The sequence below is a fragment of the Flavisolibacter tropicus genome (assembly GCF_001644645.1).
Classification (GTDB): Bacteria; Bacteroidota; Bacteroidia; order Chitinophagales; family Chitinophagaceae; genus Flavisolibacter; species Flavisolibacter tropicus.
This window is the reverse complement of sequence record NZ_CP011390.1, coordinates 17,759-43,582: the sequence shown is the minus strand read 5'-3', so window position 1 is coordinate 43,582 and position 25,824 is coordinate 17,759. Positions and strand designations below refer to the sequence as shown.

Here is a 25,824-nt window from a genome sequence, read left to right as displayed (position 1 = left end):
ATTTCACTAGCCTTTTTTGGGGAATGCTTAACCGCTATTCGTGAACCCGAATAGTTAATTCAGATCTGATTAACGCTAGCAGAAATTTGATTTGGTATATAAAAAGTCAATTCAAGAGCACTGGGATTCCAGTCATTGCAAAGTTGCCTAATGTATGTAAAACCATGTAAGTAAGTAATAGATACAAATATTACAATAAAATCTGTTGGTAAATAGATGCTTCTTTAAGATGCAAAATCTATTCTCTCCCTACTGTTTTAATAAAAAAATTGTTTTGGGCCTTATCAATCAAACTTAACTCTTACCCCCCACTCTTAAGTGTAAACCTTTATAAAACAAAAGTTTCAAATGTATAAATAGCGTATAAATCAGTCTCTTACCATAACCCTTAAGCTCATCTGTAGTTTTTTTTACATAAATTTAACCCTTAAATTATTTACTGTTTATGGATGTATTAAACCGACTGCTTATGGCAGCCTTATGCCTATTTGTGGCATCCTCAGGCTTTGCCCAGCAACAACAAATTTCCGGTACGGTGATATCGGATGATGACAACACTCCCCTACTTGGTGTCACAGTAACGAACACCTCGCTTAGTAAAAGAACACAAACAAATTCAGCAGGCTATTATTCCATTCAAGCCGAAAAAGGACAGACTCTTACATTCACGTTTGTAGGATTTGTTACAAAATCAGTAGTGGTACAGGATAACCAGATGATCAATATTCGACTTGTATCTTCTGAAAACGAACTGCAAAATGTAGTAGTAACCGGCTATGGACAGAAGAAGAATAAAAGAGAGCTTTCTTACCAAGTTACTTCTGTTAAAGGTGAAGATATTGCTCAAACAAAAAGAGATAACTTTTTGAATTCATTAGCTGGACGTGTTCCAGGTTTAACAGTTACTTCAACTTCCGGATTACCAGGTGCAAGTACGCAAATCATGCTTAGAGCTGGTACTTCTATTGGTGGTAACAACCAGCCACTATTTGTAGTTGATGGTATGCCGCAAAGCAATGGATCGGTAGATCAGAATGATATTCCTGGCGCATCCAGCACCGCATTATCAGGTACCGGAAATCTAGCTTTAGCCAATAGAAATAGTGACTATACTAACCGAATTGCAGACATTAACCCAGATGATATTGAAAGCGTTACCATTTTAAAAGGACCTGAAGCCACAGCTTTATACGGGTCGGATGGTGCCAGCGGTGCAATTGTTATCACAACTAAAAAGGGACGTAGTGGTAAAGCAAAGATTACTTATAGCAACTCGTTTTCTTATTCTGAAGTTTATCGATTCCCTAAAGTGCAACAAGTTTATTCCAGAGGTACTAACGGAGCCTATGATCCAGCTGCTTATGGCACATACGGGTATTCCTATTTTGGCCCCAAATACGATGAAGGCACACAATTCTACGATAACATTAAAAACTTCTTCCAAACTGCTTTTAGCCAAACACATAACTTTTCATTGGAAGCAGGTTCAAATGACTTGAATTATCGCTTTTCTGCCGGGTATTCTGATTATGGTGGTGTAGTGCCAAACACTAATTTAACCCGCTTTAACTTCAGGTTTTCTTCTTTTGCACAGCTAAGCAAGAATATTAAATTAAATACTACCTGGGCTTATACAACTTCAGATAATGATAAAGCCTCAAAGGGCGCAGGAAGTTTTTATACCAACCTGATGACCTATCCAACAGATGTTGATGCACGGGATTATATGAATGCTGATGGAACAAGAAAAATTATCCGTAATGTAGCTCCATCATTAGAGTTAAACAATCCATTCTGGGATGTTAATAAGAATAAGTCTAATGATAAGAACAACAACTTAACGGGTAATGTTAACGTGACGGGAACAATCACAAAAGGATTAACAGCAACAGGTATCGTTGGTGTCAATCACTTTGCAACACTTGGAACGCTGGTTTACCATCCCTATTCCAGAGAAGCCTATTCTCTTGGAGGTTATATGTCAACATATGAACAGGTATTTAACTCCTTAAACGGAACAGCACGTTTAAACTATAGCAAAACAATCAACAAGAAGTTTAGTAACGACTTTTATCTAGGAAGCTTTATAGAGGAAAACAATTCAGTATTCAATGCACAACGTGGTGAAAAGTTCTATGAAGCTGACTTCGTTTCCATTAATAATACAGACCCCACTTCTAGAACGGCGAGTCTAAGTCAGTACAAGGTAAGAAAGTCTCGTCTTTATGGCGGTTACACTTTTGGCTTTAACAACTTAGTGTATATTTCAGCTACAGGTACAAGAGAAGGTGTATCTACATTAACTTCTAAGTTCTATGATAAGCAACCTTTCTTTAACTATGGATCAATCTCTGGTAGCTTTATTTTATCTGATTTAGGCTTTATGAAAGCTACTAAGAACTGGTTAAGCTATGCCAAATTGAGAGCATCGTATGCTTCAACCGGTAAAGGCCCCATTTATCCATATATTATTGATAACTCATTTGGTAGTGTTGCCTCTACTGGAGGTGGATTTGCATTAGGCGTAACGGCAGGTAACCCTAATCTAAGGCCAGAGTTTTCGAAAAATAAGGAGTTTGGTGGTGAGTTCAAATTCCTTAATAACAGAATTGGTCTGGATGTAGCTTATTTCGATAATAGAGTGAAAGACAATATTATCCCAAACCGTATAAGCTATGCAACTGGAGCTATCCTACGTTGGGTTAATGGAGGTGAACTTTCTGCAAAAGGATGGGAAGTTCAATTGACAGGTAACCCAATAAGAACGAAAAAGGCTTCTTGGGATATCACTGTAAACTTTGACAAAGCAAAAAGTGTTATTGAGAAACTGCCAGGTGATCTTCCATTCTACTATGATTCCGATACGTGGGTTTTTGGTAGTGTACGTTCTCAAGTTGGTGTAGGCCAGTCTCTAGGTACGCTTGCAGGTTTCACTTTTGAAAAAAATAACAAAGGAGACTTACTTATTTCTCCAACAACAGGTTTGCCACTTCAATCATTAACTGACTATGTTCCACTTGGAGATAGACAACCTGATTTTAAAGTAGGAATTATTAACAGCTTCACTTATGGCGACTTCTCTTTGTCTTTTAACCTAGACATCAGAAAAGGAGGCGATGTGTTCAATGCTAATGAAATGATGATGACTATCAATGGAACAAGTTTAAGAACGCTGGATAGAGAACAGCCACGTGTTATAACTGGTATATTAAAAGATGGCTTTGAAAATACAGATCATCCATCAGTAAACACTATTGCAATTAATCCCTACTTCAGAAACAATTATTACAATGGTTCTTTTGCAGAAGCCGATTATATAGAGAATGTTAACTGGATTAGAATGCGTGATATCACGCTGGGTTATCAGCTACCTAACAAGTTATTGAAACGCCAGAAGGTATTCCAGTCTGCATCAATCTATGCTACTGCAACAGATGTTTTCCTAATAACTAACTATTCAGGTATGGATCCAAATGTGAATGTGCTTAACTCATCCAATGCAAAAGGATATGGCGGTGCAGGTATCGACTATGGTGCTATTCCAACGCCACGCACAATAAACTTCGGAGCCAAATTTACTTTCTAAATAAGAAAACAAACAATGATGAAAAACAAACTCTTATATATAGCAATCGCTGCTGGTATGCTCACGAGCATTACCAGTTGTAAAAAGTTTCTTGATATAAATTCAGACCCAGATACAACACAAGAGCCTAGCAATAGTTCTGTTTTACCACAGACACTTGCCGCCATGCCTACGGGCTTGCAATCAGACGGAGGCTTATATGTATCAAAATATGTTCAGAATTGGTTGACCGGCTCTAGTGCTAATGCCAATGTATATGATTTACAGGGTTACACTTTTTCAGGTGGAACAATGGCCGCTACATGGACTATGACGTATCAGGCAATGGGTAATAATTTGAATTATATAGTTGACAATGGTATCAAGAAAGGCCAGAATGATTATGTAGGTGCAGCATTAGCGCTAAAAGCATGGTCTTTTCAACATACCACCGATTACAATGGAGATATACCTTTTCATGACGCGTTTAAGCCTGGCACTTTTGCCTTTCATTACGATACTCAAGAAGAAGTATACAAAGGCGTAGATTCACTTTGCAAGGCAGCACTTGAATACCTTAGCAAAGCAGCTGCCAGTCCAGAATCCAATACATTGGCAAAAGGTGATTTTGTTTATAATGGTGATGTCAATAAATGGACCAAGTTTGTCTATGGTATCCTAGCTAGAAATGCACATCATTTAACAAATAAAGCTACTTACGATGCCAATAAAGTAATTGAGTATTGTGATAAGGCGATGGCCTCCGTAAGTGATGACTTTGTAGTACCATTTGATGCTACTGTCAATAACAACTCAAATTATTTTGGCACATTCCGCGATAATATGGGAACCTTACGTCAAAGTAACTTTATCGTTCGCTTATTAGATGGTACCGCTTTGGCTGGCAGCAACATAAAAGCAAACAGAGACCCGCGCATGGCCTACATGTTATCTGCCTCTAATGATACAACAAATGGTAATGGCGGTTATAGAGGTGTTGATCCTGGCCAGGGAGACCCTTATTATGCATTAAATGCACCAACGAGTTATTATGTGAATGGCGCGCCTCCTACCTCAGGAACGAATTTAACCAACTATAATAATGCTAGAAAAAAAGTAGCTGTTGCATGGGGTGATAGTACATACACGAATGTCAGCCCGGGGGTTTTCAATAACAATACTGGAAAATATTTGTTCCAAAATAAAGCACCATTCCCGGTTATGACTTATGCGGAAATACAGTTTATAAAAGCTGAAGCAGCATTAAGATCCAATAAAAGCGGCGTAGCTTATACTGCTTATATTAATGGTATAAATGGCCATTTTGATTTTATAAACAGAGTTTACAGCAGCATCAGAGGTGCTTCTAATATTTATGGAGCCACTCCGATCCCAGCCGCATCTAGAAGCAGTTATTTGGCCGGCGCTAATGTTAAGAAATCAGCAGATGGGTTAACATTAACTGATATTATGCTACAAAAGTATATAGCCTTATGGGGATGGGGATTCTTTGAAACATGGGTAGATATGAGACGATACAATTATACAGCACCTGACCCCGCAACTAATCAACAAGTGTATTATACATTTTCATTACCCACACCGCTATACACCAATAACAATAGTTTACCTGTTCAAAGAGTAAGACCGCACTTTACATCTGAATATACATACAACAGAGCTGAACTAGAAAGAATTGGAGTTTTACAAATGAACTACCATACTAAAAAAATGTGGTTTAGTGAGCCCTAATAATTAAAAAGATCAAATCAAAGTCTTTAGTACTCTGACTAATAAAATAGAAAAATGAAAAAACTAAATATTTCCCTCATACTTCTCCTATGTACCAGCGTTATGCTATGGTCCTGCGAGAAAAACGTTTTAACCGTTTCTCCTTACGAGTATACGGATGGCAAAGCCTTATTGAAAATAAACTATTCTTGTCCTTATATCAAGAACCCTGGTGTACAGATTAAAATCAATGGAGAAAAAGTGAGTAGTCTTGTAACCTACTCGACACCATACCCAGGAGGAGGCCTTAACACTGGTGGTAATTCATATGCTGACTATCTTGCTGTAAATGCTGGCAACAATACCATTAGCTTAGGCATTCCTAAAACTGGTTCAACGGAAGATTCGGTTCTGCTATTTACAACTCAGGCTGATTTAACAGCAAATGAATATCAAACACTTCACTTCACGGATACAGCAGCTAACACACAAACTGTGTTAACAAAAGATGCCGCCAACAAACCAGACTCGGGATATACTCAATTTACCTTTGTTAACTTAATTCCGAATTCTACAGCAGTAGATCTATATTTTGGAACGGACAAGGTGGCTTCCAATGTTGCTTACAAACAAGCAACAGCTCCTTTCTTATTACCAGCAAATACATCACAAGCTTGGTCAGTAAGAACAGCAGGTGGTACAACAACATTGGGAAGTTCATATACCAGTACTAGCTCTGTTGCAAATCAACGCGTATTTACAGTATATGCAAGAGGTTACATTGGACCAGTAACAACTGATATTCGAAGTGTAAAAGTTTCCTTCGTCTATAATAAATAGTTAGGTCCACTATTTTAAGAAAGCCTGTTAAACGTCTATTAATAAACTTTATAAATAGATGTTTGACAGGCTTTTATTTTTAATCTTTTTTTAATCTTTAATCACCTTGCTAAAGTAAGGCAAGCATATTCTTTTTTGTACATTCAAAACTTTATAACCAACTCTTCTCAATTATGAGATACCCATTAACTATCTGTTTACTTATACTAACAGCTCTGGTAAGTAAAGCCCAAACACAAACCTTAGCACCCGATTCAGCTTTAAATACATTTAAAGAGCAATATCCACAGGAAAAAGTGTTTGTTCAAACGGACAAAGATGTATACATCTCAGGTGAAACCATCTGGATGAAGGCTTGGTGCGCTCTTGATGGAGTACCCAGCTTCTTAAGCAAAATTTTATATGTTGACCTCGTTGATGCAAACGGCCAAGTAGCCTTAAAGAAAATGTATCAATTAGATAAGCTCAGTAGTACAGGTGCAGACTTTGACGTACCAGAATCTATACTTACTGGCACCTATTCCATCAATGCATATACGTTATGGATGCTTAACTTCCCGGAATATATTTTCAGAAAGAATGTGTTTATATATGGACAGGATTATGCTACAAAAACCAGCGCAAAAAAGCCAGGTAAACCATCGGTAAGCTTGCATTTCTTCCCCGAGGGGGGCGATCTAATTGCGGGTGTAAGTAATCGCATTGCATTTAAAGCAACAGATAAGAACGGTTTCCCTTATAACACCAAAGGGTTTATTACAGATAAAAACGGCAAGAAAGTGGTAGAACTCCTTACTGAACACGATGGTATGGGTACTGCAGAATTTTCAGCTGAAGAAGGTAATGAATATACAGCCAATATTCCTTCCCCAACTGATCCAAAAAATAACATAACATATCCACTACCTAAAGCAAAAGGAGAAGGAATTGCACTAAGAGTAGAAAATACTAACCCCAATCGCCTTTTTGTATTATTAAACAGGGCAGAAAAGGGCAAATACAAATTCAATAACATCAAAGTCATAGCCACATTTAATCATAGTGTGGTCTTTTCAAAAGAACTTGATTTGGACAAAGGCGAAACAGCTTTTACTATTAATAAAAAGAATCTACCTCCAGGAATTCTTCACATTACCTTATTTGACAAAAACAACTTGCCCATCAGCGAGAGAATCACTTTTATTGAAAATTATAGTTTCATTCAGCCATCAATAACAATTGATCACAAGGACTTGACAACAAAAGCAAAAAACCAGATAAGCTTTAGCATTGATAGTGTTGAGTATTCTTCCTTTTCTTGCCAGATAACTAGCTATATGCCTGGTGATAGTATGGCTCGCTTTAGTGAAAATATTGCATCTGCATTTTTAGTCACCTCTGATCTTAAGGGTTATATACATAACCCAGGCTTTTATTTCAAAGACAAAAGCGCTGCCACACTACATGCACTCGATCTTCTTTTAATGACGCAAGGATGGAGACGATTTGAATGGAATAAGATTCAGCACAAAGAATTCGCCGCGCTGAAGTACCCGGTAGAGTCAGCTATTTCTTTTAAGGGAACAGTTTACAAAAGCGACAGCAAAGAGAAGGTTACTGACGGAAAGGTTTCATTTATTATTAAGGGAGTTGACTCGACCTCGATTCTTGCTGAAGCTACTGTTACAGATAAAGGTGAGTTTCTATTAAATGATATCAATTACGCCAAAAGAGCAGTTGTTGCTTATATGGGTACTAATAATAAGAAAGAGAAATACATAGTTGATGTAAAACTTTCCCCCAATTACATTGATAGTCTTAATTCATCGTTATATACACCCACTATTAACCTAGATACGTTTAAAACAAACCAGCAAACGGCATTGGCTAATTATTTAAACAATCAGTTAAATGCATTTGGTGAGTCGATTCGCTCTAAAACTTTAGAAACAGTTGTTGTGAAAGCTAAAAGGATAACGCCAACAGACTCTTTAAATGCTGCTTATGCTGGGGGGCCATTCTTAATGGGTAAAGGCATAAACCCTTCTGATTTCAAAAATTACCGCACCATCTGGCAAATGATACAAGCTGCTGTTCCTGGAGTTAACGTTGAAGGCAACCCATTTGACCCTACTGTAACATTTAGTAGATATTCTGGTCTTGGAGGTACAGCATCTTCTCAAAACTTGGGGGAAAGTTCTGATGGTGAAATAAGCCAAACAGTGTTGATGGAAACAGGTGGAGTTGCTTACTTTTTAAATGAAGTAAACGTTTCTAAAGATGTAATTAATACGTTGACTGTTGACGACATAGCACTGATAAAAGTATTAAAAGCTGAAGCTACTGCCCTTGGCGCTTCACAAGGTGCCATTGCTATTTATACAAAGCAAGATGTAGGTGCTAGTGGTGCTATTTATGATAAAAAATATACTAAACAAAAACTGCTTGGCTATTCAATAAGTAAAGAGTTTTATCAACCAGAATATACATTTAATCCTTCTCTTCAAGAAACGGACAACCGATTTACATTATACTGGAACGCTAATCTAATTCCAGCAAAAGATGGAAAGTATCGTTTCCTTTTTTATAATAACAGCACCGGAACAAAAGCAAAACTTGTTATTCAAGGAATGGATAAGAGTGGTCAACTAATTTATAAAGAGCAAATAATACAATAAACTTAAAAAGAAAAGCCCCAGATTAATCTGGGGCTTTTCTTTTTAATCACATATTTATTAAACACTTCCGAAAAACATATACGCGAGAATAATACTGGTGATGATCCCAACCAGATCCGCCAATAACATGGCTCCTACTGAGTACCGCGTATCTTTTACAGCTACAGCACCGAAATAAACGGCAATAACATAGAAAGTGGTATCTGAAGATCCTTGCAGCACACAAGCCAGTCGACCCGCAAATGAATCAGGACCAAAGGTTTTCATGGTATCGATCATCATGCCGCGAGCGCCACTGCCACTGAGCGGTTTTATTAAGGCTGTAGGCAAGCCGTCTACAAAACGGGTATCCGTGCCTAGGGCGCCAAAAAGTGCTTTCATACCGTTAATGATCACATCAAAAGTTCCACTTGTACGCAGCATACTAATAGCCACCAGCATACCTACCAAGTAAGGTATAATGCGCACAGAGGTTTCAAAGCCGCCTTTGGCGCCATCAATAAAGGCGTCAAAAACATTGATCTTCTTATATACGGCACCAATGATGATCAATAAAAAGATCAACAGGATTAAACCATTACTTAACACACCAGAAAAAGACTGTACGCCTTCCGTGCTTAGCCTAGATAGATAAATGACCAATATGGCAATAATGGCTGAAAGCCCTCCTACCCAAGCTAAAATAACAGGTTGAAATACATTGATCTTCTGCTTGAACGACACAATAAACATCGCTGCAATGGTCGCCACGAACGTAGCGATCATACAAGGCACGAAAATATCTGTAGGACTTTGCGCCTTCAATGCGGCACGAGCTGCTATGATACTTACCGGAATTAGTGTTAATCCGGAAGCATGTAAGCATAGGAACATTATTTGTGCATTAGATGCCCTGGACTTATCAGGATTTAATTCCTGAAGGCTCTCCATAGCTTTGATACCAAATGGAGTGGCTGCATTATCCAAGCCTAACAGGTTGGCTGAAAAGTTCATTACCATATGTCCCATGGAGGGGTGGCCTTTGGGAATATCAGGGAAAATGCGAGAAAAGAATGGTCCAATGATTCGTGATAATAATCTCACCCCTCCTGCCCTTTCAGCTATACTCATAAAACCCATAAACAAGGCCATGATACCTATTAATCCTATAGCAATGGTTACAGCGCTTTTACACGTTTCAATAATACCATCAGCCTTTCGAACTAACTTATTTTGAACAGATCGGTAGGTATATACTGATAGATTTGGGTTGGCAGCCTTTAATATTTGAACGGAATCAGCATTCTCATTATCTGTTACCAGAACTGTAGCCTGCTGGACCGAGTCTTTTAAATTGTATCCATATCCTCCTAAAAACTTACTGAAACTTTCCCGGGAGCCGAAACCTGCTTTTTCAGGAGAACCGATCAAAACATAATGCACAGAATCATAGGGTTCATCAGCTTTTCCTACTACCATTCGGTTATAGATCTTTTCATCACCCGAAAAACTCTTAAAAGCAGCAACCACAATGGCAATAATAATAAAGGCTGACCAAATCCTGCTTAACGCCATAAGATGTTAGATTTTCAATTTGAGATTGCGGATTAATGGGACTGTGTAATAAAGCGAGCATTTTTAAGCGTCAAACGTGAGACGTGAAACGTGAAAAGGAATTTCTTTCCCTTTTACCATTTCCCATTGCACGAATAAGCTACGTAGCGGAGCAATTTTAACAAGTCTTCAATTCCGCTTTGAAGATAAGGCTTGAATTGTAAAATAATTACCAAAGCCGATTGCCTATCTTTGCGCCTCGAAAAATGAGTATGGTTCTGATATCTTTTACTTGGCGAAATATCGACTTTGCTCATTTACAGACAATTAACTACAAACTATAAATTTAGAATATGGCCTTACAAGCAGGTATCGTGGGTTTGCCCAACGTTGGAAAATCAACCTTATTTAATGCAGTAAGCAAAAGCGCTAAAGCTCAAGCCAGCAACTATCGCTTTTGTACTATTGACCCAAACGTTGGCCTTGTAGATGTGCCTGATGAACGCCTGGCAAAATTGGCAGAGCTGGTACAGCCTAACCGTGTGGTACCTACCCAAATTGAGATTGTTGATATTGCTGGCCTGGTTAGAGGCGCCAGCAAGGGCGAAGGCTTGGGTAATAAATTCCTAGGTAATATCCGTGAAGTAGATGCCATTATCCATGTGATTCGCTGTTTTGAGGATGAAAATATTCTTCGTGATGAAGGCGCTATTAATCCTGTAAGTGATAAAGAAATCATTGATACAGAGCTGCAATTGAAAGATCTAGAAAGCGTGGAAAAGAAAATGAGCCGTACCGAAAAGATGGCTAAAACTGATCCGAAAGCTAAAGTGGAGTTAGAAATCTTACAACGTTGTAAAGCTCATTTAGAGCAAGGCAAGAGTATTCGTGAATTAGGAATAACAAAAGAAGAAATGCCAGCCATTGCTGATTTGTTTCTTCTAACCATTAAGCCTGTTCTTTATGTAGCAAACGTAGACGAGGCTTCAATGCATACAGGAAACAAATTCTCTGAAATGCTGAAAGAGTCTGTTAAGAATGAGCAGGCAGAAGTGATCATCATGAACAACTCTATTGAAGCTCAAATTGCTGAAATGGAAAATCCAGACGATCAGCAATTGTTCATGGAGGAGTATGGTATGAAAGAACCTGCCTTAAACCGTTTGATCAGATCAACTTATAAGTTATTAACGCTTCAAACTTATTTCACAGCTGGAGTACAAGAAGTGCGTGCCTGGACTATCCATGAAGGTTGGAAAGCACCACAGGCAGCCTCAGTGATTCATACCGACTTTGAAAAGGGATTCATCAAGGCTGAAGTAATTGCCTATAATGATTTCGTTCAATATGGTTCAGAAGCAGCTTGCCGTGAAGTGGGCAAGCTAAGAATTGAGGGAAAAGAGTACCTTGTTAAGGATGGCGATATTATGCACTTTAGATTTAATGTGTAGGTCTGTCCCCCGGCCCCTAAAGGGGAGTTCCCGCACTGCCTGAACCACAGAGGCACAGCGGCAGGGAGGGACACTGAGAGAATGGGTGGTCACAAAGAAAGAAAAGAGGAAAAAGAAAGTTGATCATAAAAAACAGAAAAGCACTCCCAAAATGGAGTGCTTTTCTGTTTTCTTCTTTATTGTTTATTGAACATTCCTTCTTAATTCGTCATTCCTTGTTCCTTGTTCAATATTCTGCTCGGCTTTTGCAGCGCGGGAATTCCCCTTTAGGGGCCGGGGGCGTGCTGGGGGGCTAGAATAAGGCCCTTACCGCCGCTCTGCCTACGTGGATGGTATGTGTTTCGCCCGGTTTACGTCCTTCATATTGGAGGTTCAGTTCAACGTTATTAAATAGACGTTTTGTGAAGTCAAGTGACCAGAGGTAGTTACTTCCAGGCATCAAGCCATCCAGCATAATATAACTTACTGTTGTATTGGCTTTATTATCCTTGGACTTAAATGAAATATTGTTATACGTAAAACGACCAATGATAGAGCTATTCTGTAGCACATTGTATTTGGTCTCCAGATTAATGGCATTGGAAAGGGATTGTTCGCCCCCATATTGGTCAGCATTCTTCTTCTGATCTATCTTATAACTGCCTTGCAACCGGAAAACTGTCCTATTCATGAAAGTGAGCTGCGGCTCCACGCTGGCAATCTCCAACTCATAATTGCGGTTATCGAAATTAGGTGTATACAAGGCGTTCAAGCCTTTCTTGGTAACTACGTTTAGGTTTAAAGAAGAACTTAACGCCCATCTAAGTTTTACTAGCCAATCATTTACCTTACGGCTTTCATATCCATACGTCAGCAACGACTTACCGCTGTTTTGCAGGTTGCTTACATCTATCCCCCACTTGCTGGAAAAACGATTGAAGGATAAGGTATTGTTGAACGATGTATTAAGTGTTAATAAGGCAGTGTCCTGAATATCAGCCTTAAATGGATTGAATTCAAAATCACCTTGAGCTATAGATCGCTTTGTTTTCTGCATTGATGTTTGCAGGTTAAACCTTGAAAGGAGTTTGCCAAATCCCTTCTTCGCTTCGTCACTAAATAACTGCTTTGGGTTTAAAATGAAGCTATAGTTTAATGTAGTGTAGGCTGCTTTTAAAAACTCATTGGTGGGGACAAATACACGCACAAACTTAGCCTGGTCCTGGAAAGCGGCTATTTCAAATTCATCCACTGTTTGTACACCATTGCTATCATAATCTATCCAGGTATATTGCCCTTGACCTGCCAGCACTTCCAAATAAGCAAAATCTCTTTTCTGCTCTTGACCTGTTCCTAAATCGTACAAAACATTACCTGTTATAAAGCCTTTCCACTCATTGATCATGTATTCTGCCCGTCCTAGAATAGTTCGGTCTTCTTTTTCTTTTGATACCACTGAATTGGAAACATCTAACCTCCGAAATGTGGTATTAAATACAAATTGATGCTTTTCACTCTTTAACAGTTCCGCCTGAAGATTTATATTATAACTTCTATCACCTTTTACTAATGCTTTTTCATAAGGGTATTGGTCGGCTCGGGTATAAAACGTTATACCATACCGGTTTTTCTTAGACTCATCTGACTTCAGATAAGCTGTATAAGTATCAAAGGAAAAGCTATTCGCCTCTATCTCTTTCGTTTCCTTATTTTCTACTTTATTCTGTTCTAATGTATACCGGAAACCTAACCGCATAGCAGCTAACTGTTTCAATTCCCGGCTGATATCTACCACTGGCCGCAGAAAATAGCCTTTCTGTAACGTATTAGAAAAATTGGTAAGGGCCAGTTGGTTATTCATTGTCCACCCCCCTTTATTTAAGGCTTGTTGCACCGTATTTTGAATCCCCTTATAATCATCACTTCTCTGATACGACATAAATTGGTACGTAGCAGAAAGTCCCTTTTTATCTTTTATTCCACTACTTAAACGAAATATATTTTCATCTACTGGCGCTACTGACTGTGGCAAGCCCCATTCGCGACTAAACTCCACATATCGAAGTCGTTCTAAAGGGCGGAACTTTTGTTGCACATGTTCATAATCAATATTAGAAGTCAACTCCAGTCCCTTGCTTGGATTCAACTTTAACGTATTGGAGTATTGTACACGGGCGGCCATACCTCTATCATCCCCATTTTCTTTTGAGGAAAACGTATTAGCATCGTAATTACTTAATGCCAACTCGGTTTTAATGATATTATTTTTATCAATCTGGTAATCGGTAGCCACACTTACTAATTGCTGTTTCTTTGGTGCGACTAGTTTCATTACCGGCGCAAACCGACCTTGCTTACTTCCATTTAAAGGCTCAACAAAGACGAATACCTTTCCATTTGCTTTAGCATTGGCATCAGGGATATAATCGCCGAGCCCCTGCCCCACCTCTGTAAAAGCCAGTGAATAGCGAGCCACTACCGAATCGGTTGAGTACCGGTAAAAAGAGTCCGCTCCGTTATTATAGAACACCCTTTCGTATAGTATCTTATCCTTGGCAAACGTATCCAGACTAATAGACGGATAAAAAGCGAGGTTGGTACTGTCTCCTATTTCAAAAAGGAACCGCTTTTGGTTATCATTCAACGTTTGGTTGATCTGAGAGTTTCTGGCATCACTATTTTGAAAGGCTCCTACTTTGACCTTAAGCTTCTTACCTATATCCACTGTTTGAAAAGCATAAAGGTTAGAATTTAAATAGCTTCTATCTGCATACTCAAATTCTATCTGTATCCTAGAGTCTTTGGTGATCATACGACGGGGTGTAAACGTCACTTCTGCCGTATTGTAATTAATTACATAATCCTGATCTTCACCCCGTTGTAGCAGTTCACCATCGATAAACACCCGCTCGGTATTGGGCAAAACGATAAAGAAAAACTCATTATTGGCTCCGGTTAGTCGGTAAGGCCCTTGGTTTCCTTCTAAACCCTGAAAGCTATTCCTGTTAAATTTTCCTTTAGCAATGGATCCACTAACCAGGGTAGATGTCTTTACCGTTGGAGAGATAGTATTCTGCGTTTGGAAGGCTACCCCCTCCAAGCGTTTGTAGAAGTTGAGGAAATACAAGCCATTTTGCCGGATATCGATATCCCCCAAATTAAGCTGCCAGTTCTTCTTCTTGAACTGGAGGAAGATCTGGTCAAACTCATTAAGTTGCTGGGTAGTACCATCAGGTTGTATAGGTAGGTTGTTATCGGTAATGGCAGCAGCAAGTTCTATACTATCACCCAACATACCATTTAACTGCAACTGAAAATTTGAAGTAACTACAGCATCCTGGTTGTTTCCAAAGGAAATGCCTCGTCCGAAGGAACCATTATAATCTAGCTTGCCAAAATTGAACAGGCCTCGTTGTTCGTTGCTATTGCCGGCATCAAAAACAAACGGGGCTATGTATGTATACTTCGCAATACTGTCATAATTAAGGCGTTGTACTACTGCGTTGAACTTATAGGGAAATGCTCGGTAGGTAACTATTACACTATCCTGTGAAGGTTTATTCTTCCAAAATAAGATGGAGCGTACTAGGTCAACCCGATAGTTAGAATCGGGCACTTCATGGATATAGAGTGTGGCCGGTACAATACTCACAGTATCCAAAAGGATACTGTCTTGAGTAGTTGCAATTGTTTTTATCCGAAGGTTAGAACCGACCTTTTGTACCGGCATTTGAGCCATTGCCGAATCCGCACACAGCATGGTCAATAAGCAAGTTAGTATGCGGTAAAAAAGGCTCAAGGACGGAGTTTTACAAAGGTGGTAAAGATGCTTCTTTTTATACTTTTAAATATACTCCGAATTGTTAAAGAAGGTTGGCTTAAAGCCATAAAAAAAGCCCCAAAATGGGGCTTTTTCGTATAATAGATAACGTTTTACATTATTTCTCAGCTGATAAACCTGCGAAAAGGTAATCCTTATGCATACGGGAGATATTTGTAATAGAAATCTCCTTAGGACAAACAGCCTCGCAAGCACCTGTAAATGTACAAGAGCCAAAGCCCTCTTTATCCATCTGTGCCACCATGCTCAATACGCGATTTTTACGCTCAGGCTCACCCTGTGGCAATAAGCCTAAATGGGCAATTTTAGCAGCTGTAAACAGAGAAGCTGACGCATTTTTACAAGCGGCTACACAAGCACCGCAACCAATACAAGAAGCGGCAGCAAATGATGCATCAGCCTTATCTTTTTCAATAGGCAGCGCATTACCATCTACAGCATTACCTGTATTTACGGAAATAAAACCACCCGCCTGAACGATGCGATCAAATGCGGTACGGTCTGTAACCAGATCTTTAATGATTGGAAAACCATTCGCTCTCCAAGGCTCAACCACAATAGTATCACCATTTTTAAAGGCACGCATATGGAGCTGGCAAGTGGTGGTAGCATGCCAAGGACCATGTGGGCGGCCATTGATATGCATAGAACACATACCGCAAATACCTTCACGGCAGTCATGATCAAAAGCTATTGGCTCTTTCCCTTCTACAACCAAACGCTCATTAAGAACGTCAAACATTTCAAGGAAAGACATTTCAGAAGAGATATCTTTTACTTCGTAGGTCTCAAAGTTCCCTTTGCTTTGGCTGTTTTCCTGACGCCAAACCTTTAAAGTAAGATTCATTGTATAATGTTCCATATAAAGGCCCCCTGTCCCCCGAAGGGGGAACATAGATTTAAACTTGTTTAAATGATATTAGAATTATTAATTGCAAATCAATAAATAACTTAAACTCTTGAATCAATTATTGATAAAAACCATAATGTAAAGAACTGATTTTAAAAATAAATATTGCCACTCCTAAGTTCTCCGCCTAAGGCAGAACAGGGGCTTTATTTATAACTTCTTTGACTTGGCTTCACCACGTCGTAATTCAGTGGTTCTTTATGCAGCTGCCATTCATGATCATTGATCATTTGCCAAGCGGCTACATACATGTATTCATCATCATGACGTAAAGCTTCACCTTCTTCTGTTTGATGCTCCTCACGGAAGTGGCCGCCACAGCTTTCATTTCTATGCAAGGCATCTTTACACATCAACTCTCCTAGTTCAATAAAGTCAGCTACACGACCGGCTTTATCCAACTCAGGGTTGAATTCATTTATCTTACCAGGGATGCGGATATCGCTCCAGAACTCTTTCTTCAATTGTTGAATCTCCTGGATAGCTTCCTGTAAGCCTTGTGCATTACGTGCCATACCACACTTATCCCACATGATCTTACCCAAGCGCTTGTGCATACTTTCTACGCTCTGCTTACCCTTGATATTCATTAAGCGCTCTATGCGTTCACTTACACTTTTTTCTGCTTCTTCAAACGCCGGATGATTGGTTGGGATCGCTTTTACCCGGATCTCGTCGGCTAGATAATTACCAATAGTGTAAGGAATCACAAAGTAGCCATCCGCCAAACCTTGCATCAAAGCAGACGCACCTAAACGGTTGGCACCGTGGTCAGAGAAGTTACACTCACCTAAGGCATACAAACCAGGGACAGTGGTCATCAGTTCATAGTCTACCCATAATCCACCCATGGTATAGTGTACCGCAGGATAAATACGCATAGGAACTTCGTATGGATTCTCACCTGTGATCTTCTCGTACATATCAAACAGGTTACCATACTTCTCTTTTACTACTTCTTTACCTAAAGTAATAATAGTATTCTCATCAGCATTTGACAAGTTGCGTTTGTTGGCCTCAATTTGTCCATAACGCTTAATAGCATCGGCATAATCAAGGTATACGGCCTGCTTAGAGGTACCTACACCATAACCGGCGTCACAACGCTCTTTCGCTGCGCGAGAGGCTACGTCACGCGGTACCAGATTACCAAAGGCAGGATATCTTCTTTCTAAGTAATAATCTCTTTCTTCTTCAGGAATTTCACCTGGTCTTCTGTCTTCATTCTGTTTTTTAGGCACCCAAATACGACCATCATTTCTCAATGACTCTGACATCAGGGTCAGTTTAGACTGATGATCACCTGTAACTGGGATACAAGTGGGGTGGATCTGTGTGAAACATGGATTGCCAAATAAGGCTCCTTGTCTATGTGCTTTCCAGATAGCGGTAGTGTTACTACCCATGGCATTTGTAGATAAGTAGAATACGTTACCATAACCACCAGAGCACAATAAAACAGCATGTCCGAAATGGCGCTCCAATTTACCAGTCACTAAGTCGCGGGCAATGATACCACGGGCTTTGCCGTCTATCTTTACCACCTCTAACATTTCATGACGAGTATATTGTTTTACATTACCTAAAGCTACCTGGCGCTCTAAGGCCTGGTAAGCTCCTATTAATAGCTGCTGACCGGTTTGACCAGCGGCATAAAATGTACGTTGTACTTGTGTACCGCCAAAAGAGCGGTTGCTTAATAAGCCACCATATTCACGGGCAAAAGGAACACCTTGGGCCACGCATTGGTCAATGATATTACGGCTTACGTCGGCCAAACGATATACGTTTCCTTCTCTTGCGCGGTAGTCACCACCTTTGATCGTATCATAGAACAAGCGGAACACAGAGTCACCGTCGTTTTGATAGTTCTTGGCAGCGTTGATACCACCTTGAGCAGCAATGGAGTGTGCGCGGCGAGGGCTATCCTGAAAGCAGAATACTTTCACTTTATACCCTAATTCACCTAACGATGCAGCTGCGGAGGCACCTGCCAAACCCGTACCTACAATGATAATTTCTAACTTACGTTTGTTAGCAGGGTTTACCAGTTTTACGTGGCCCTTGTAATCTTCCCATTTTTTATCTAAGGGACCTGCAGGAATTTTTGCATCTAACATATCGTTCCTTAATTCGTTTGGTAATGTAGTTCGTGAATGGTGAATGGTGAGTTGTGAATAAAAAACTTGCTTTACTACTACATCTCCTCAATATTCATCAATTCTTGTTCTTTGTTCGATATTTATTAATTAGGGCTCACCCAGTTCATATACATACTGATTGGCATTAAAGCAAATAATATGCATACAATAATGGTAAAGCCATAACCCAAGCTTTGCAATAAAACCAAATACTTTTTGTTATGCACGCCAATGGTACGGAAAGCACTCTGGAATCCATGGAATAAGTGGTAGGCCAAAGAAATTACACCAGCCAGATACAAAATCACAATAAAAGGATTTTGAAACACTTCATACATACGTAAGAATAGGTTATGTGTCTCAACAGCACCATTTTTATAAACAACTGACTCTAAATTGTGTGTTACTCTTGAAGGTACCCAGAAGTGAGAGATGTGCATGATCAGGAACAACAGGATCAATGTGCCCAACAAGGCCATGCTACGGCTGTACCATTTGCTGCCTCTGTTTCCCAGGCCCTTTTCATATCCGTGCGTACGACGGCTTTTGTTCTTTGCCTCTACTGCGTAACCTTGTACAACGTGTAGTATTAAAAAACCAAACAAGCCGATCTCCATGATGCGGATTACCAGAGAAGCGCCCATGAAATTAGCGGCCCTGTTAAACATTGAACCGTTATCAGTAGGATCAAAAATTGCCAGGTCATTGAAAATACAGGAGTTCAAACCAACGTGAACCAATAAAAAAGAGATGAGAAATAAACCCGTTAATGCCATTACCAGTTTTCTACCTACAGCAGAAGTAAAGAAGTACGACCATTTCATATTTCAGACAGAGGGGGTTGTAAAAAAATTTGACGCAAAGGTACGGAGGGAACGTTAAATAAATTTAACACAACTGAAATCTTATTCAGGTAATCGCTTCATAAGCTCCCCATCAATCTTTCTGAATAAATGAATTGGCTTGTAGGTACGCCAATTTCCAAGGTCCATTAGCTCTACGTAATAATTTAGTTTGGCTTTGCGGAAGTCGTGCTGTGTAGCCTCTGGCATATTGATACAAACAATCCAACCATTTTCGTCGGATACTTCTTCATACCATTCTTCATAGTAGTCACGATCACCACTATGAAAGTTTAAAACATTTTCTGCAATGAGGATAAATTTAGTAATACCCTCTTCTTCAAACTTATCGATAACATCTCTTTTAAATGTCATGATGTCGTTCTCGATAGCATCATTCCATTCGCCGATAAGCTCAATTACAATATAGTGCTCTTCATAGTCGGCCTGTAACACCTTACAATACAAGGTCCGACTGCCGAAATCATCCCATTGCGGATGGATGTAGTAATTATAAACTGTTTGGGAAAACTCAAACTCTGAGTATTCCCGTTGATAAAAGGGGGATTTCTCGTCCTCTTCGCTCACATAAATGTAGCGCCAGTTATAATATGGTTCAATGTCGTGCATATGTTGATTAGCTAATTTGATAATTAGCTGATTAGCTGATGTTTCTTTTCGATGTCCCGACTATTTTATTTAACAGCTTTAAAATTGATGCCAATTTTAGAAGTAATTCATCACAATCTGGATATGAAATAGAGTACTGACAAAGTAATAACCAGCCCTCTGTTTCTTCTGCCTCTTTAGCTGCAATCTTTATTTTGTGTACAAAGTCAGCTTTACTTTCAGCGTTTTGGGCTTCTCTCACATTAGCATGTATAGAAGTACCACTTTTAAAAAGCTGATTTGCCATATTGAATTTCCGCTTTTCCTCTAAAACTTCAGTGAATTCAATAATAGCTAAAGCAAAGTCAAAGGACAGACTTAGAATTACGTTTTCCTTTTTATAGGGCGAGATTGTTTTCATTAAGCAGATATTTGGTTGACTAAATATATTCAATAGCCAACCAAAGAATCAGCTAATCAACACATTAGCTAATTAGCTAATCCCATAATTGTCTACCGCTTTCTTCACACTACCATACTGCAATAATAGTTCCTTAGCGTGTTCATAATCTGTTAAGTTCAGCTTATCCATGATCATCTTGGTTCCACGGTCTACTAACTTTTCATTAGTAAGCTGCATGTTTACCATACGGTTATCTTCTACTCTACCCAACTGAATCATCACTGTAGTTGAAATCATATTTAATACCAACTTTTGTGAGGTACCACTTTTCATTCGTGTGCTACCGGTTACAAACTCCGGACCAACAGCCACCTCAATTGGAAACTGAGCTACTTCCGCTAAGGGTGACCCAGGGTTATTGGTAATACAGCCTGTAATGATGCCACGTTTGTTGCACTCTTCTAAAGCGCTGATTACATAAGGTGTTGTTCCACTAGCTGCTATACCAATTACAACATCCTTAGGTGTAATATCATGATGACGTAAATCTTCCCATCCCTGTGTGCGGCTATCTTCTGCATTTTCAACAGCTTGTGTAAAGGCAGTTTCACCGCCTGCAATCAAAGCAACAACCAAACCTTGTGGTACTCCATAAGTGGGAGGACATTCACTGGCATCTACTACAGCCAATCGACCACTGGTACCAGCACCGATATAAAATAAACGTCCCCCGCTCAGCATTTTATCTGTAATAGCAGTAACCAGCAGATTGATCTGCGGAATGGCTTTCTCTATTGCAAATGGAACGGTCTTATCTTCAGCATTAATATTCTTGAGGATATCCTCAATTGACATTTTTTCTAAATGACGATACGGACTAGGCTGTTCGGTGATTTTTAAAAAGTCGGACATGATTAATTTCAAATTTCTAATTCAGTGTACGTTACGAAAATTCTTATTGAGTGTCCTTATGGTATGTGATTAATCCTGGCATTGGATTTTTCATTACAGTACCTAATTCAAACTCATATGAGTTGCAAAGTTCTTGTAATACATCTTTAAAGCCAAATGCAACACTTCCTACAAAACTGACTGGATGCGTCCATACCTCGCGGTATTTACAAAGATGCTGGAAGTAGAAGTCATTGAGGCCATCTTCAAGGATGTTTTCAATCATATAGTGCCCCCGATTGTCGGCCAGGAAGATGGCAAAAGAAGCCAGGTAACGGTTTGCCAATGGCTTTTTATAAACGTTATCCAGTATTTCTAACTTGTTAGTTAAAAACTTGGCATCAAAGCGGGCGCGCAGATCTTCATCAAACGTATCATACATATAGTACTGCACTACCTTTTTACCTAAAAATGCCCCACTACCCTCGTCACCCAGTACATAACCAATGCCTGGACTGTTTTTTACAATCTTTTTTCCATTGTAATAACAGCTGTTGGAACCAGTTCCCAAAATGCAAGCGATTCCTTTCTCATGACCACAAACAGCTCTTGCCGCGGCCATCATATCCGTATTCACTTCAATTGAAGCTTCTGGAAATACTTTTTTCAGAGCTTTTTTAATGCTAGCCGCATTGGCGGGATTAGCACAACCGGTTCCATAATAATGGACTTCTTCCACAGTTACCTTTTTTAAACTGGGTAAAAGTTCCTTTTGTAATAGTTCAATGATCTGTTGAGTACTTAAAAAGTAAGGACTAATACCTTGGGTAAAAATGGTACGTTTGCGGCCATTATTGACCAGACACCACTCGGCCTTGGTAGCACCACTATCAGCTATAAGTGTAACGGATTGCATGATTTGTACTTAAAGAATTGTTGTAAAAAGCCCGCAAAAAGGGAGCTTTTTAACAAAACACCTATTTTGCAAAGAATTTACAAAGTAACAGCAGACGATGAGGAATAAAAAATTACAGGTTTGGCTCCCACTGATTTTTTCGTTGGTTATGATATCCGGAATGTTCTTCGGATTCAAGCTGCATCAGCAAACGGGGAGTACAAAAGGTTTTTTCAAAAAAGATAAAAGAAGTTCACTTCAGGAGGCCTTAGATCTCATTCGTTCCCGCTATGTAGACTCTGTAGGCCTGGATTCTTTACAAGATGATGCCATGGAAGGAATTATGAACCACCTGGATCCTCACTCTGTTTACATCCCAGCTATGGACCTAAGTGAAGCCAATGAAGATATCGTTGGCAATTTTGAAGGCATTGGTGTTGAGTTCAATATTTTCTCAGATACCGTTCATGTTCTATATGTAGTGCCGCAAGGCCCTAGCGATAAAGCAGGCCTTCAGATTGGCGATCGCATTTTGAAAGTCAACGATTCTAATATTGTCAGCAAAACGCTTCCAAGCACCGCCATCCGCAAGTTGATACGTGGAGAGGAAGGTTCCAAAGTAAAACTTACTGTACTACGGAATAATACAGTTCAATACTTTTATGTAACCCGTGGCCGAATTCCTCTTCCATCTATGGACGCTGCATACATGATGGATGCGGTAACCGGTTATATTAAACTGAACAAATTCTCTGAGACTACCTATAAGGAGTTCATGCAAGCCATGGAAATGCTACAGGCAAAAGGCATGAAAAGCCTGATCCTTGACTTACGTGGCAACGGTGGTGGACTGGTAAGCCAAGCAACATCGATAGCTGATGAATTTCTGGATGGCGATAAGCTTATTGTATATACCCAAGGAACCAATACACCACGTCGCGAATACCGTGCTTCTAAAGAAGGCGTGTTTGAGAAAGGTAAATTGGCTGTATTGGTAGACGAACTGTCTGCTAGTGCCAGTGAAATTCTGGCCGGCGCTTTACAAGATTGGGACCGGGCCACCATTGTAGGCCGTCGTACGTTTGGCAAAGGGCTGGTTCAAGAGCAGTATGATCTAAGTGATGGCTCTGCCATTCGCCTGACTGTAGCCCGCTATTTTACACCTTCGGGCCGCAGCATTCAGCGTCCTTACGACAAGGGTAAGAAGATTTATATGGAAGAAATTGTTGAGCGTTACCAGAATGGCGAAATGCAGACAGCTGATTCCTTTCATGTGAACAAGACCAAGGCCTTTAAGACCAAAGGTGGCCGTATCGTTTATGGCGGCGGTGGTATCATGCCCGATGTGTTTGTACCAATAGATTCCAGTTTTTACACGCAGCACATTACCCAGTTGTACCTGGATGGTCGCTTCAATAATTTTGTTTACACCTACTATATAAAGCACCTGCCGCTATGGCAAGAGTTCAAAACACCTACAGAATTTGCCAATAGGTATAACAATACGGCTGATGCCTGGAGCCAACTGGTTGATTATGCTATGAAAGACAGTATTAATCTTAAAAAAGTACCGGCTACAGAAAAGAAAGAGGTGGAAGATCGGATCAAGGCCTTCCTGGCTCGCTTTAAATGGCGCACACAGGGCTTTTATGAGGTAGCTAACGCTTCTGATAAGATTGTTCAAAAAGCAAAAGAAGAAGTATCTAAATAAGAAAGGCGGCCAATGGCCGCCTTTTGTTTATATAAAGTTCTGGTTTACATAATATCCTTGTTGCTCAGCCACTCTTTCTTTTCTACTGCATAGGAAGTTACCAATCCCAAACCACCGCCAATAGCGATCAAAGAAAAGTAAACAGCTGGGTTGTCATGACTAGGCATGTTACGGTCGATAATATAGGCTAAGAAGAGACCAACACCGGCACCTAAGAACAGCAAGCCAGTTTTAAGACTGCGGAAAGGGGCTGGACGGTTGGCATATTGTTTAGGATTCATGCCTTTTTCGATCATGGCCATGTTTTCGCGTGTTCTTAAATAAATGATTCCGAAAACCATAGCGAAAGCTCCAAGTGGAACTAAAATGGGTACTAATGTTTCTACGCCGCTCATAATAGTAGTTTTTAATATTTTAAAAGTTGTTGATTGCTTTGTTTGAAGTATCTGACTACATGTCTTTTACCTAGGTTACAGATTTTTTCAAACTTTTTTTAAAGAACTGGTTACAAAGTATAAGACCACAGGCGATAACAACAGGTTACAGGAAAAATATAACTTTTGTTGAGATTGTGAACTGGATTCTACTTCTACTCTATCATCAGGAGTAATCTTATATCTTTGGACTCTTCACTTTAGCTTGTTTCACAGGCAGTTGCATTTCTTTTTTACTATATATTATATATGGATGCCGGTAGGGACAGTATAGGAGTAGTATAGGAGGACGGTAGGAGGAGTAGTGAATGTGGAAGGCAGATAGAGGGCTTTATCTGTGCAGTTGGTACGGACTTACCTACAGAAGAGGTACAGAAGAGGTACAGATTAGGTACAGGAGAGGTACAGATTAGGTACAGGAGAGGTACAAGAGAGGTACAGCCCCAGCCCCTAAAGGGGAGCATCCACGCACAGAAGGCTTCTAATCTCAAATCCCAAACTACAAATTCCAAATTCCTTTCATCTATGGTCACCCAACGGGGAGTTACCGAGATATTCTTCACTTCTCCGTCTCTACTACTTCAGTAAACCATCAATACTAGTTCAATACTGCCCCAATGACGATTGACTTACTGACAAATGACTTTTCTCGCAGCTTATAGCAAATAGCTCACAGTCTTTCCTTCTCCTCCTCATATTCAACACCTTAAATATATACTTCCATCTTTCTCACTATCTTGTAAAATATTTAGAACTTATCTGTAACCCGACTCCATCTTATAGAGTCTAACACCATAGAATGCACACTGAACAGACTGATATTGAGATTATCAGCCAGGTATTGCAGGGCCAGCAACAGGCCTATGCAACACTGGTAGAGCGTTACCAGAACTATGTATTTACCATAGTACTGCGTTTCGTAAAGTCTCGTGAGGATGCAGAGGAGGTGGCACAAGACATATTTGTAAAGGCCTACCGGTCGCTGGCTGACTTTAAGGGCAATTCCAAATTCAGCACCTGGCTGTATACTGTTACCACCACCACCTGCATTACTTTTTTAAGAAAAAAGCGGCTCGATACGCATTCATTGGATAATGAAAAAATATTTGCCGTCGCCGATAATATAGACAGTGGTACCAGCGCCAACCAGATAGAACAAAAGAGCCGGGCCAATATGGTGAATGCCGCTATACAGCTTTTAAGCCCGGATGACGCGCAGATCATTACCTTGTTCTATAAAGGCGAGCAAACACTAGAGGAGATAGCCCAGATATTGGGAAAAGAGCCTAACGCGGTAAAAGTGCAATTACACAGAGCCCGCACCCGCTTAAAGGAAAAAATGCAAAAGCACTTTAGTGCTGAAGTAAGAGACATTTACCCGTAAGGGAATT

General features: G+C 39.8%; 17 protein-coding genes. 7 read left to right on the top strand and 10 right to left on the bottom strand.

The genetic code is table 11. The features are described 5' to 3' along the window. Positions 1-445 precede the first annotated feature (445 nt). The 4 genes from SY85_RS00160 to SY85_RS00145 all read left to right on the top strand — a co-directional run bounded on the left by SY85_RS00160 (position 446) and on the right by SY85_RS00145 (position 8,793). Complete coding sequence (locus SY85_RS00160; RefSeq protein WP_066401148.1) at positions 446-3,586, top strand: SusC/RagA family TonB-linked outer membrane protein; 3,141 nt, start codon at positions 446-448, stop codon at positions 3,584-3,586. An 18-nt stretch (positions 3,587-3,604) separates the two neighbouring features. After that, a complete protein-coding gene (locus SY85_RS00155) occupies positions 3,605-5,317 on the top strand; it encodes a SusD/RagB family nutrient-binding outer membrane lipoprotein (protein ID WP_066401146.1) in 1,713 nt (570 codons plus the stop codon). 54 nt (positions 5,318-5,371) lie between these two features. Then, positions 5,372-6,136, top strand: coding sequence for a DUF4397 domain-containing protein (locus SY85_RS00150; RefSeq protein WP_082886239.1), 765 nt, complete (start codon positions 5,372-5,374; stop codon positions 6,134-6,136). 173 nt (positions 6,137-6,309) lie between these two features. Then, positions 6,310-8,793: an MG2 domain-containing protein gene (locus SY85_RS00145; RefSeq protein WP_066401143.1), complete on the top strand. Its 2,484-nt coding sequence runs from the start codon at positions 6,310-6,312 to the stop codon at positions 8,791-8,793. A 57-nt stretch (positions 8,794-8,850) separates the two neighbouring features. Here the strand turns inward: SY85_RS00145 and SY85_RS00140 are convergent, their stop codons facing one another. Continuing rightward, positions 8,851-10,347: a nucleoside recognition domain-containing protein gene (locus tag SY85_RS00140; RefSeq protein ID WP_066401142.1), complete on the bottom strand. Its 1,497-nt coding sequence runs from the start codon at positions 10,345-10,347 to the stop codon at positions 8,851-8,853. Positions 10,348-10,679: 332 nt separating this feature from the next. Here SY85_RS00140 and ychF point away from each other — a divergent pair, with 332 nt between their 5' ends. After that, a complete protein-coding gene (gene ychF / locus SY85_RS00135) occupies positions 10,680-11,777 on the top strand; it encodes a redox-regulated ATPase YchF (protein ID WP_066401141.1) in 1,098 nt (365 codons plus the stop codon). 292 nt (positions 11,778-12,069) lie between these two features. On the opposite strand, the gene SY85_RS00130 is transcribed toward ychF, so the two are convergent. The 8 genes from SY85_RS00130 to SY85_RS00095 all read right to left on the bottom strand — a co-directional run bounded on the left by SY85_RS00130 (position 12,070) and on the right by SY85_RS00095 (position 22,309). Then, entirely contained in the window at positions 12,070-15,555 is a 3,486-nt protein-coding gene (locus tag SY85_RS00130; protein ID WP_226998953.1) for a hypothetical protein, read from the bottom strand. Positions 15,556-15,694: 139 nt separating this feature from the next. After that, positions 15,695-16,444, bottom strand: a complete 750-nt coding sequence (locus SY85_RS00125; RefSeq protein WP_226998952.1) for a succinate dehydrogenase/fumarate reductase iron-sulfur subunit — start codon at positions 16,442-16,444, stop codon at positions 15,695-15,697. A gap of 209 nt (positions 16,445-16,653) precedes the next feature. Continuing rightward, the gene (locus tag SY85_RS00120) at positions 16,654-18,627 is read right to left on the bottom strand and encodes a fumarate reductase/succinate dehydrogenase flavoprotein subunit (protein WP_066401137.1); all 1,974 of its coding nucleotides are present in this window, start codon (positions 18,625-18,627) and stop codon (positions 16,654-16,656) included. 125 nt (positions 18,628-18,752) lie between these two features. Beyond that, complete coding sequence (locus SY85_RS00115) at positions 18,753-19,472, bottom strand: succinate dehydrogenase cytochrome b subunit (RefSeq protein WP_066401136.1); 720 nt, start codon at positions 19,470-19,472, stop codon at positions 18,753-18,755. 81 nt (positions 19,473-19,553) lie between these two features. Further along, entirely contained in the window at positions 19,554-20,120 is a 567-nt protein-coding gene (locus SY85_RS00110; RefSeq protein ID WP_066401135.1) for a hypothetical protein, read from the bottom strand. Between the two features lie 31 nt (positions 20,121-20,151). Next, positions 20,152-20,520, bottom strand: coding sequence for a four helix bundle protein (locus tag SY85_RS00105; protein WP_066401134.1), 369 nt, complete (start codon positions 20,518-20,520; stop codon positions 20,152-20,154). A 72-nt stretch (positions 20,521-20,592) separates the two neighbouring features. Then, positions 20,593-21,414: an N-acetylmuramic acid 6-phosphate etherase gene (gene murQ, locus SY85_RS00100; protein WP_066401133.1), complete on the bottom strand. Its 822-nt coding sequence runs from the start codon at positions 21,412-21,414 to the stop codon at positions 20,593-20,595. A gap of 43 nt (positions 21,415-21,457) precedes the next feature. Beyond that, positions 21,458-22,309 carry an N-acetylglucosamine kinase gene (locus SY85_RS00095; RefSeq protein WP_066401131.1) on the bottom strand — a complete coding sequence of 284 codons (852 nt, stop codon included), beginning with the start codon at positions 22,307-22,309 and terminating at the stop codon, positions 21,458-21,460. A 160-nt stretch (positions 22,310-22,469) separates the two neighbouring features. Between SY85_RS00095 and SY85_RS00090 the strand changes: the two genes are divergently transcribed. Further along, positions 22,470-23,999, top strand: a complete 1,530-nt coding sequence (locus tag SY85_RS00090) for a S41 family peptidase (RefSeq protein ID WP_226998951.1) — start codon at positions 22,470-22,472, stop codon at positions 23,997-23,999. Between the two features lie 44 nt (positions 24,000-24,043). Here the strand turns inward: SY85_RS00090 and SY85_RS00085 are convergent, their stop codons facing one another. Next, the gene (locus tag SY85_RS00085; RefSeq protein ID WP_099459360.1) at positions 24,044-24,394 is read right to left on the bottom strand and encodes a DUF6249 domain-containing protein; all 351 of its coding nucleotides are present in this window, start codon (positions 24,392-24,394) and stop codon (positions 24,044-24,046) included. An 838-nt stretch (positions 24,395-25,232) separates the two neighbouring features. On the opposite strand from SY85_RS00085, the gene SY85_RS00080 reads away from it, so the two are divergent. Further along, on the top strand, positions 25,233-25,817 hold the full coding sequence (locus tag SY85_RS00080; RefSeq protein WP_066401128.1) for an RNA polymerase sigma factor: 585 nt from the start codon (positions 25,233-25,235) through the stop codon (positions 25,815-25,817). Positions 25,818-25,824: the final 7 nt, after the last annotated feature.

Excerpts from the sequence above, each read along its gene's own strand:
- SY85_RS00160 (WP_066401148.1), top strand. The coding sequence starts at position 446 with ATGGATGTATTAAACCGACTGCTTATGGCAGCCTTATGCCTATTTGTG.
- SY85_RS00155 (WP_066401146.1), top strand. The coding sequence starts at position 3,605 with ATGAAAAACAAACTCTTATATATAGCAATCGCTGCTGGTATGCTCACG.
- SY85_RS00150 (WP_082886239.1), top strand. The coding sequence starts at position 5,372 with ATGAAAAAACTAAATATTTCCCTCATACTTCTCCTATGTACCAGCGTT.
- SY85_RS00145 (WP_066401143.1), top strand. The coding sequence starts at position 6,310 with ATGAGATACCCATTAACTATCTGTTTACTTATACTAACAGCTCTGGTA.
- SY85_RS00140 (WP_066401142.1), bottom strand. The coding sequence starts at position 10,347 with ATGGCGTTAAGCAGGATTTGGTCAGCCTTTATTATTATTGCCATTGTG.
- ychF (WP_066401141.1), top strand. The coding sequence starts at position 10,680 with ATGGCCTTACAAGCAGGTATCGTGGGTTTGCCCAACGTTGGAAAATCA.
- SY85_RS00125 (WP_226998952.1), bottom strand. The coding sequence starts at position 16,444 with ATGAATCTTACTTTAAAGGTTTGGCGTCAGGAAAACAGCCAAAGCAAA.
- SY85_RS00120 (WP_066401137.1), bottom strand. The coding sequence starts at position 18,627 with ATGTTAGATGCAAAAATTCCTGCAGGTCCCTTAGATAAAAAATGGGAA.
- SY85_RS00115 (WP_066401136.1), bottom strand. The coding sequence starts at position 19,472 with ATGAAATGGTCGTACTTCTTTACTTCTGCTGTAGGTAGAAAACTGGTA.
- SY85_RS00110 (WP_066401135.1), bottom strand. The coding sequence starts at position 20,120 with ATGCACGACATTGAACCATATTATAACTGGCGCTACATTTATGTGAGC.
- SY85_RS00105 (WP_066401134.1), bottom strand. The coding sequence starts at position 20,520 with ATGAAAACAATCTCGCCCTATAAAAAGGAAAACGTAATTCTAAGTCTG.
- murQ (WP_066401133.1), bottom strand. The coding sequence starts at position 21,414 with ATGTCCGACTTTTTAAAAATCACCGAACAGCCTAGTCCGTATCGTCAT.
- SY85_RS00095 (WP_066401131.1), bottom strand. The coding sequence starts at position 22,309 with ATGCAATCCGTTACACTTATAGCTGATAGTGGTGCTACCAAGGCCGAG.
- SY85_RS00090 (WP_226998951.1), top strand. The coding sequence starts at position 22,470 with ATGTTCTTCGGATTCAAGCTGCATCAGCAAACGGGGAGTACAAAAGGT.
- SY85_RS00085 (WP_099459360.1), bottom strand. The coding sequence starts at position 24,394 with ATGAGCGGCGTAGAAACATTAGTACCCATTTTAGTTCCACTTGGAGCT.
- SY85_RS00080 (WP_066401128.1), top strand. The coding sequence starts at position 25,233 with ATGCACACTGAACAGACTGATATTGAGATTATCAGCCAGGTATTGCAG.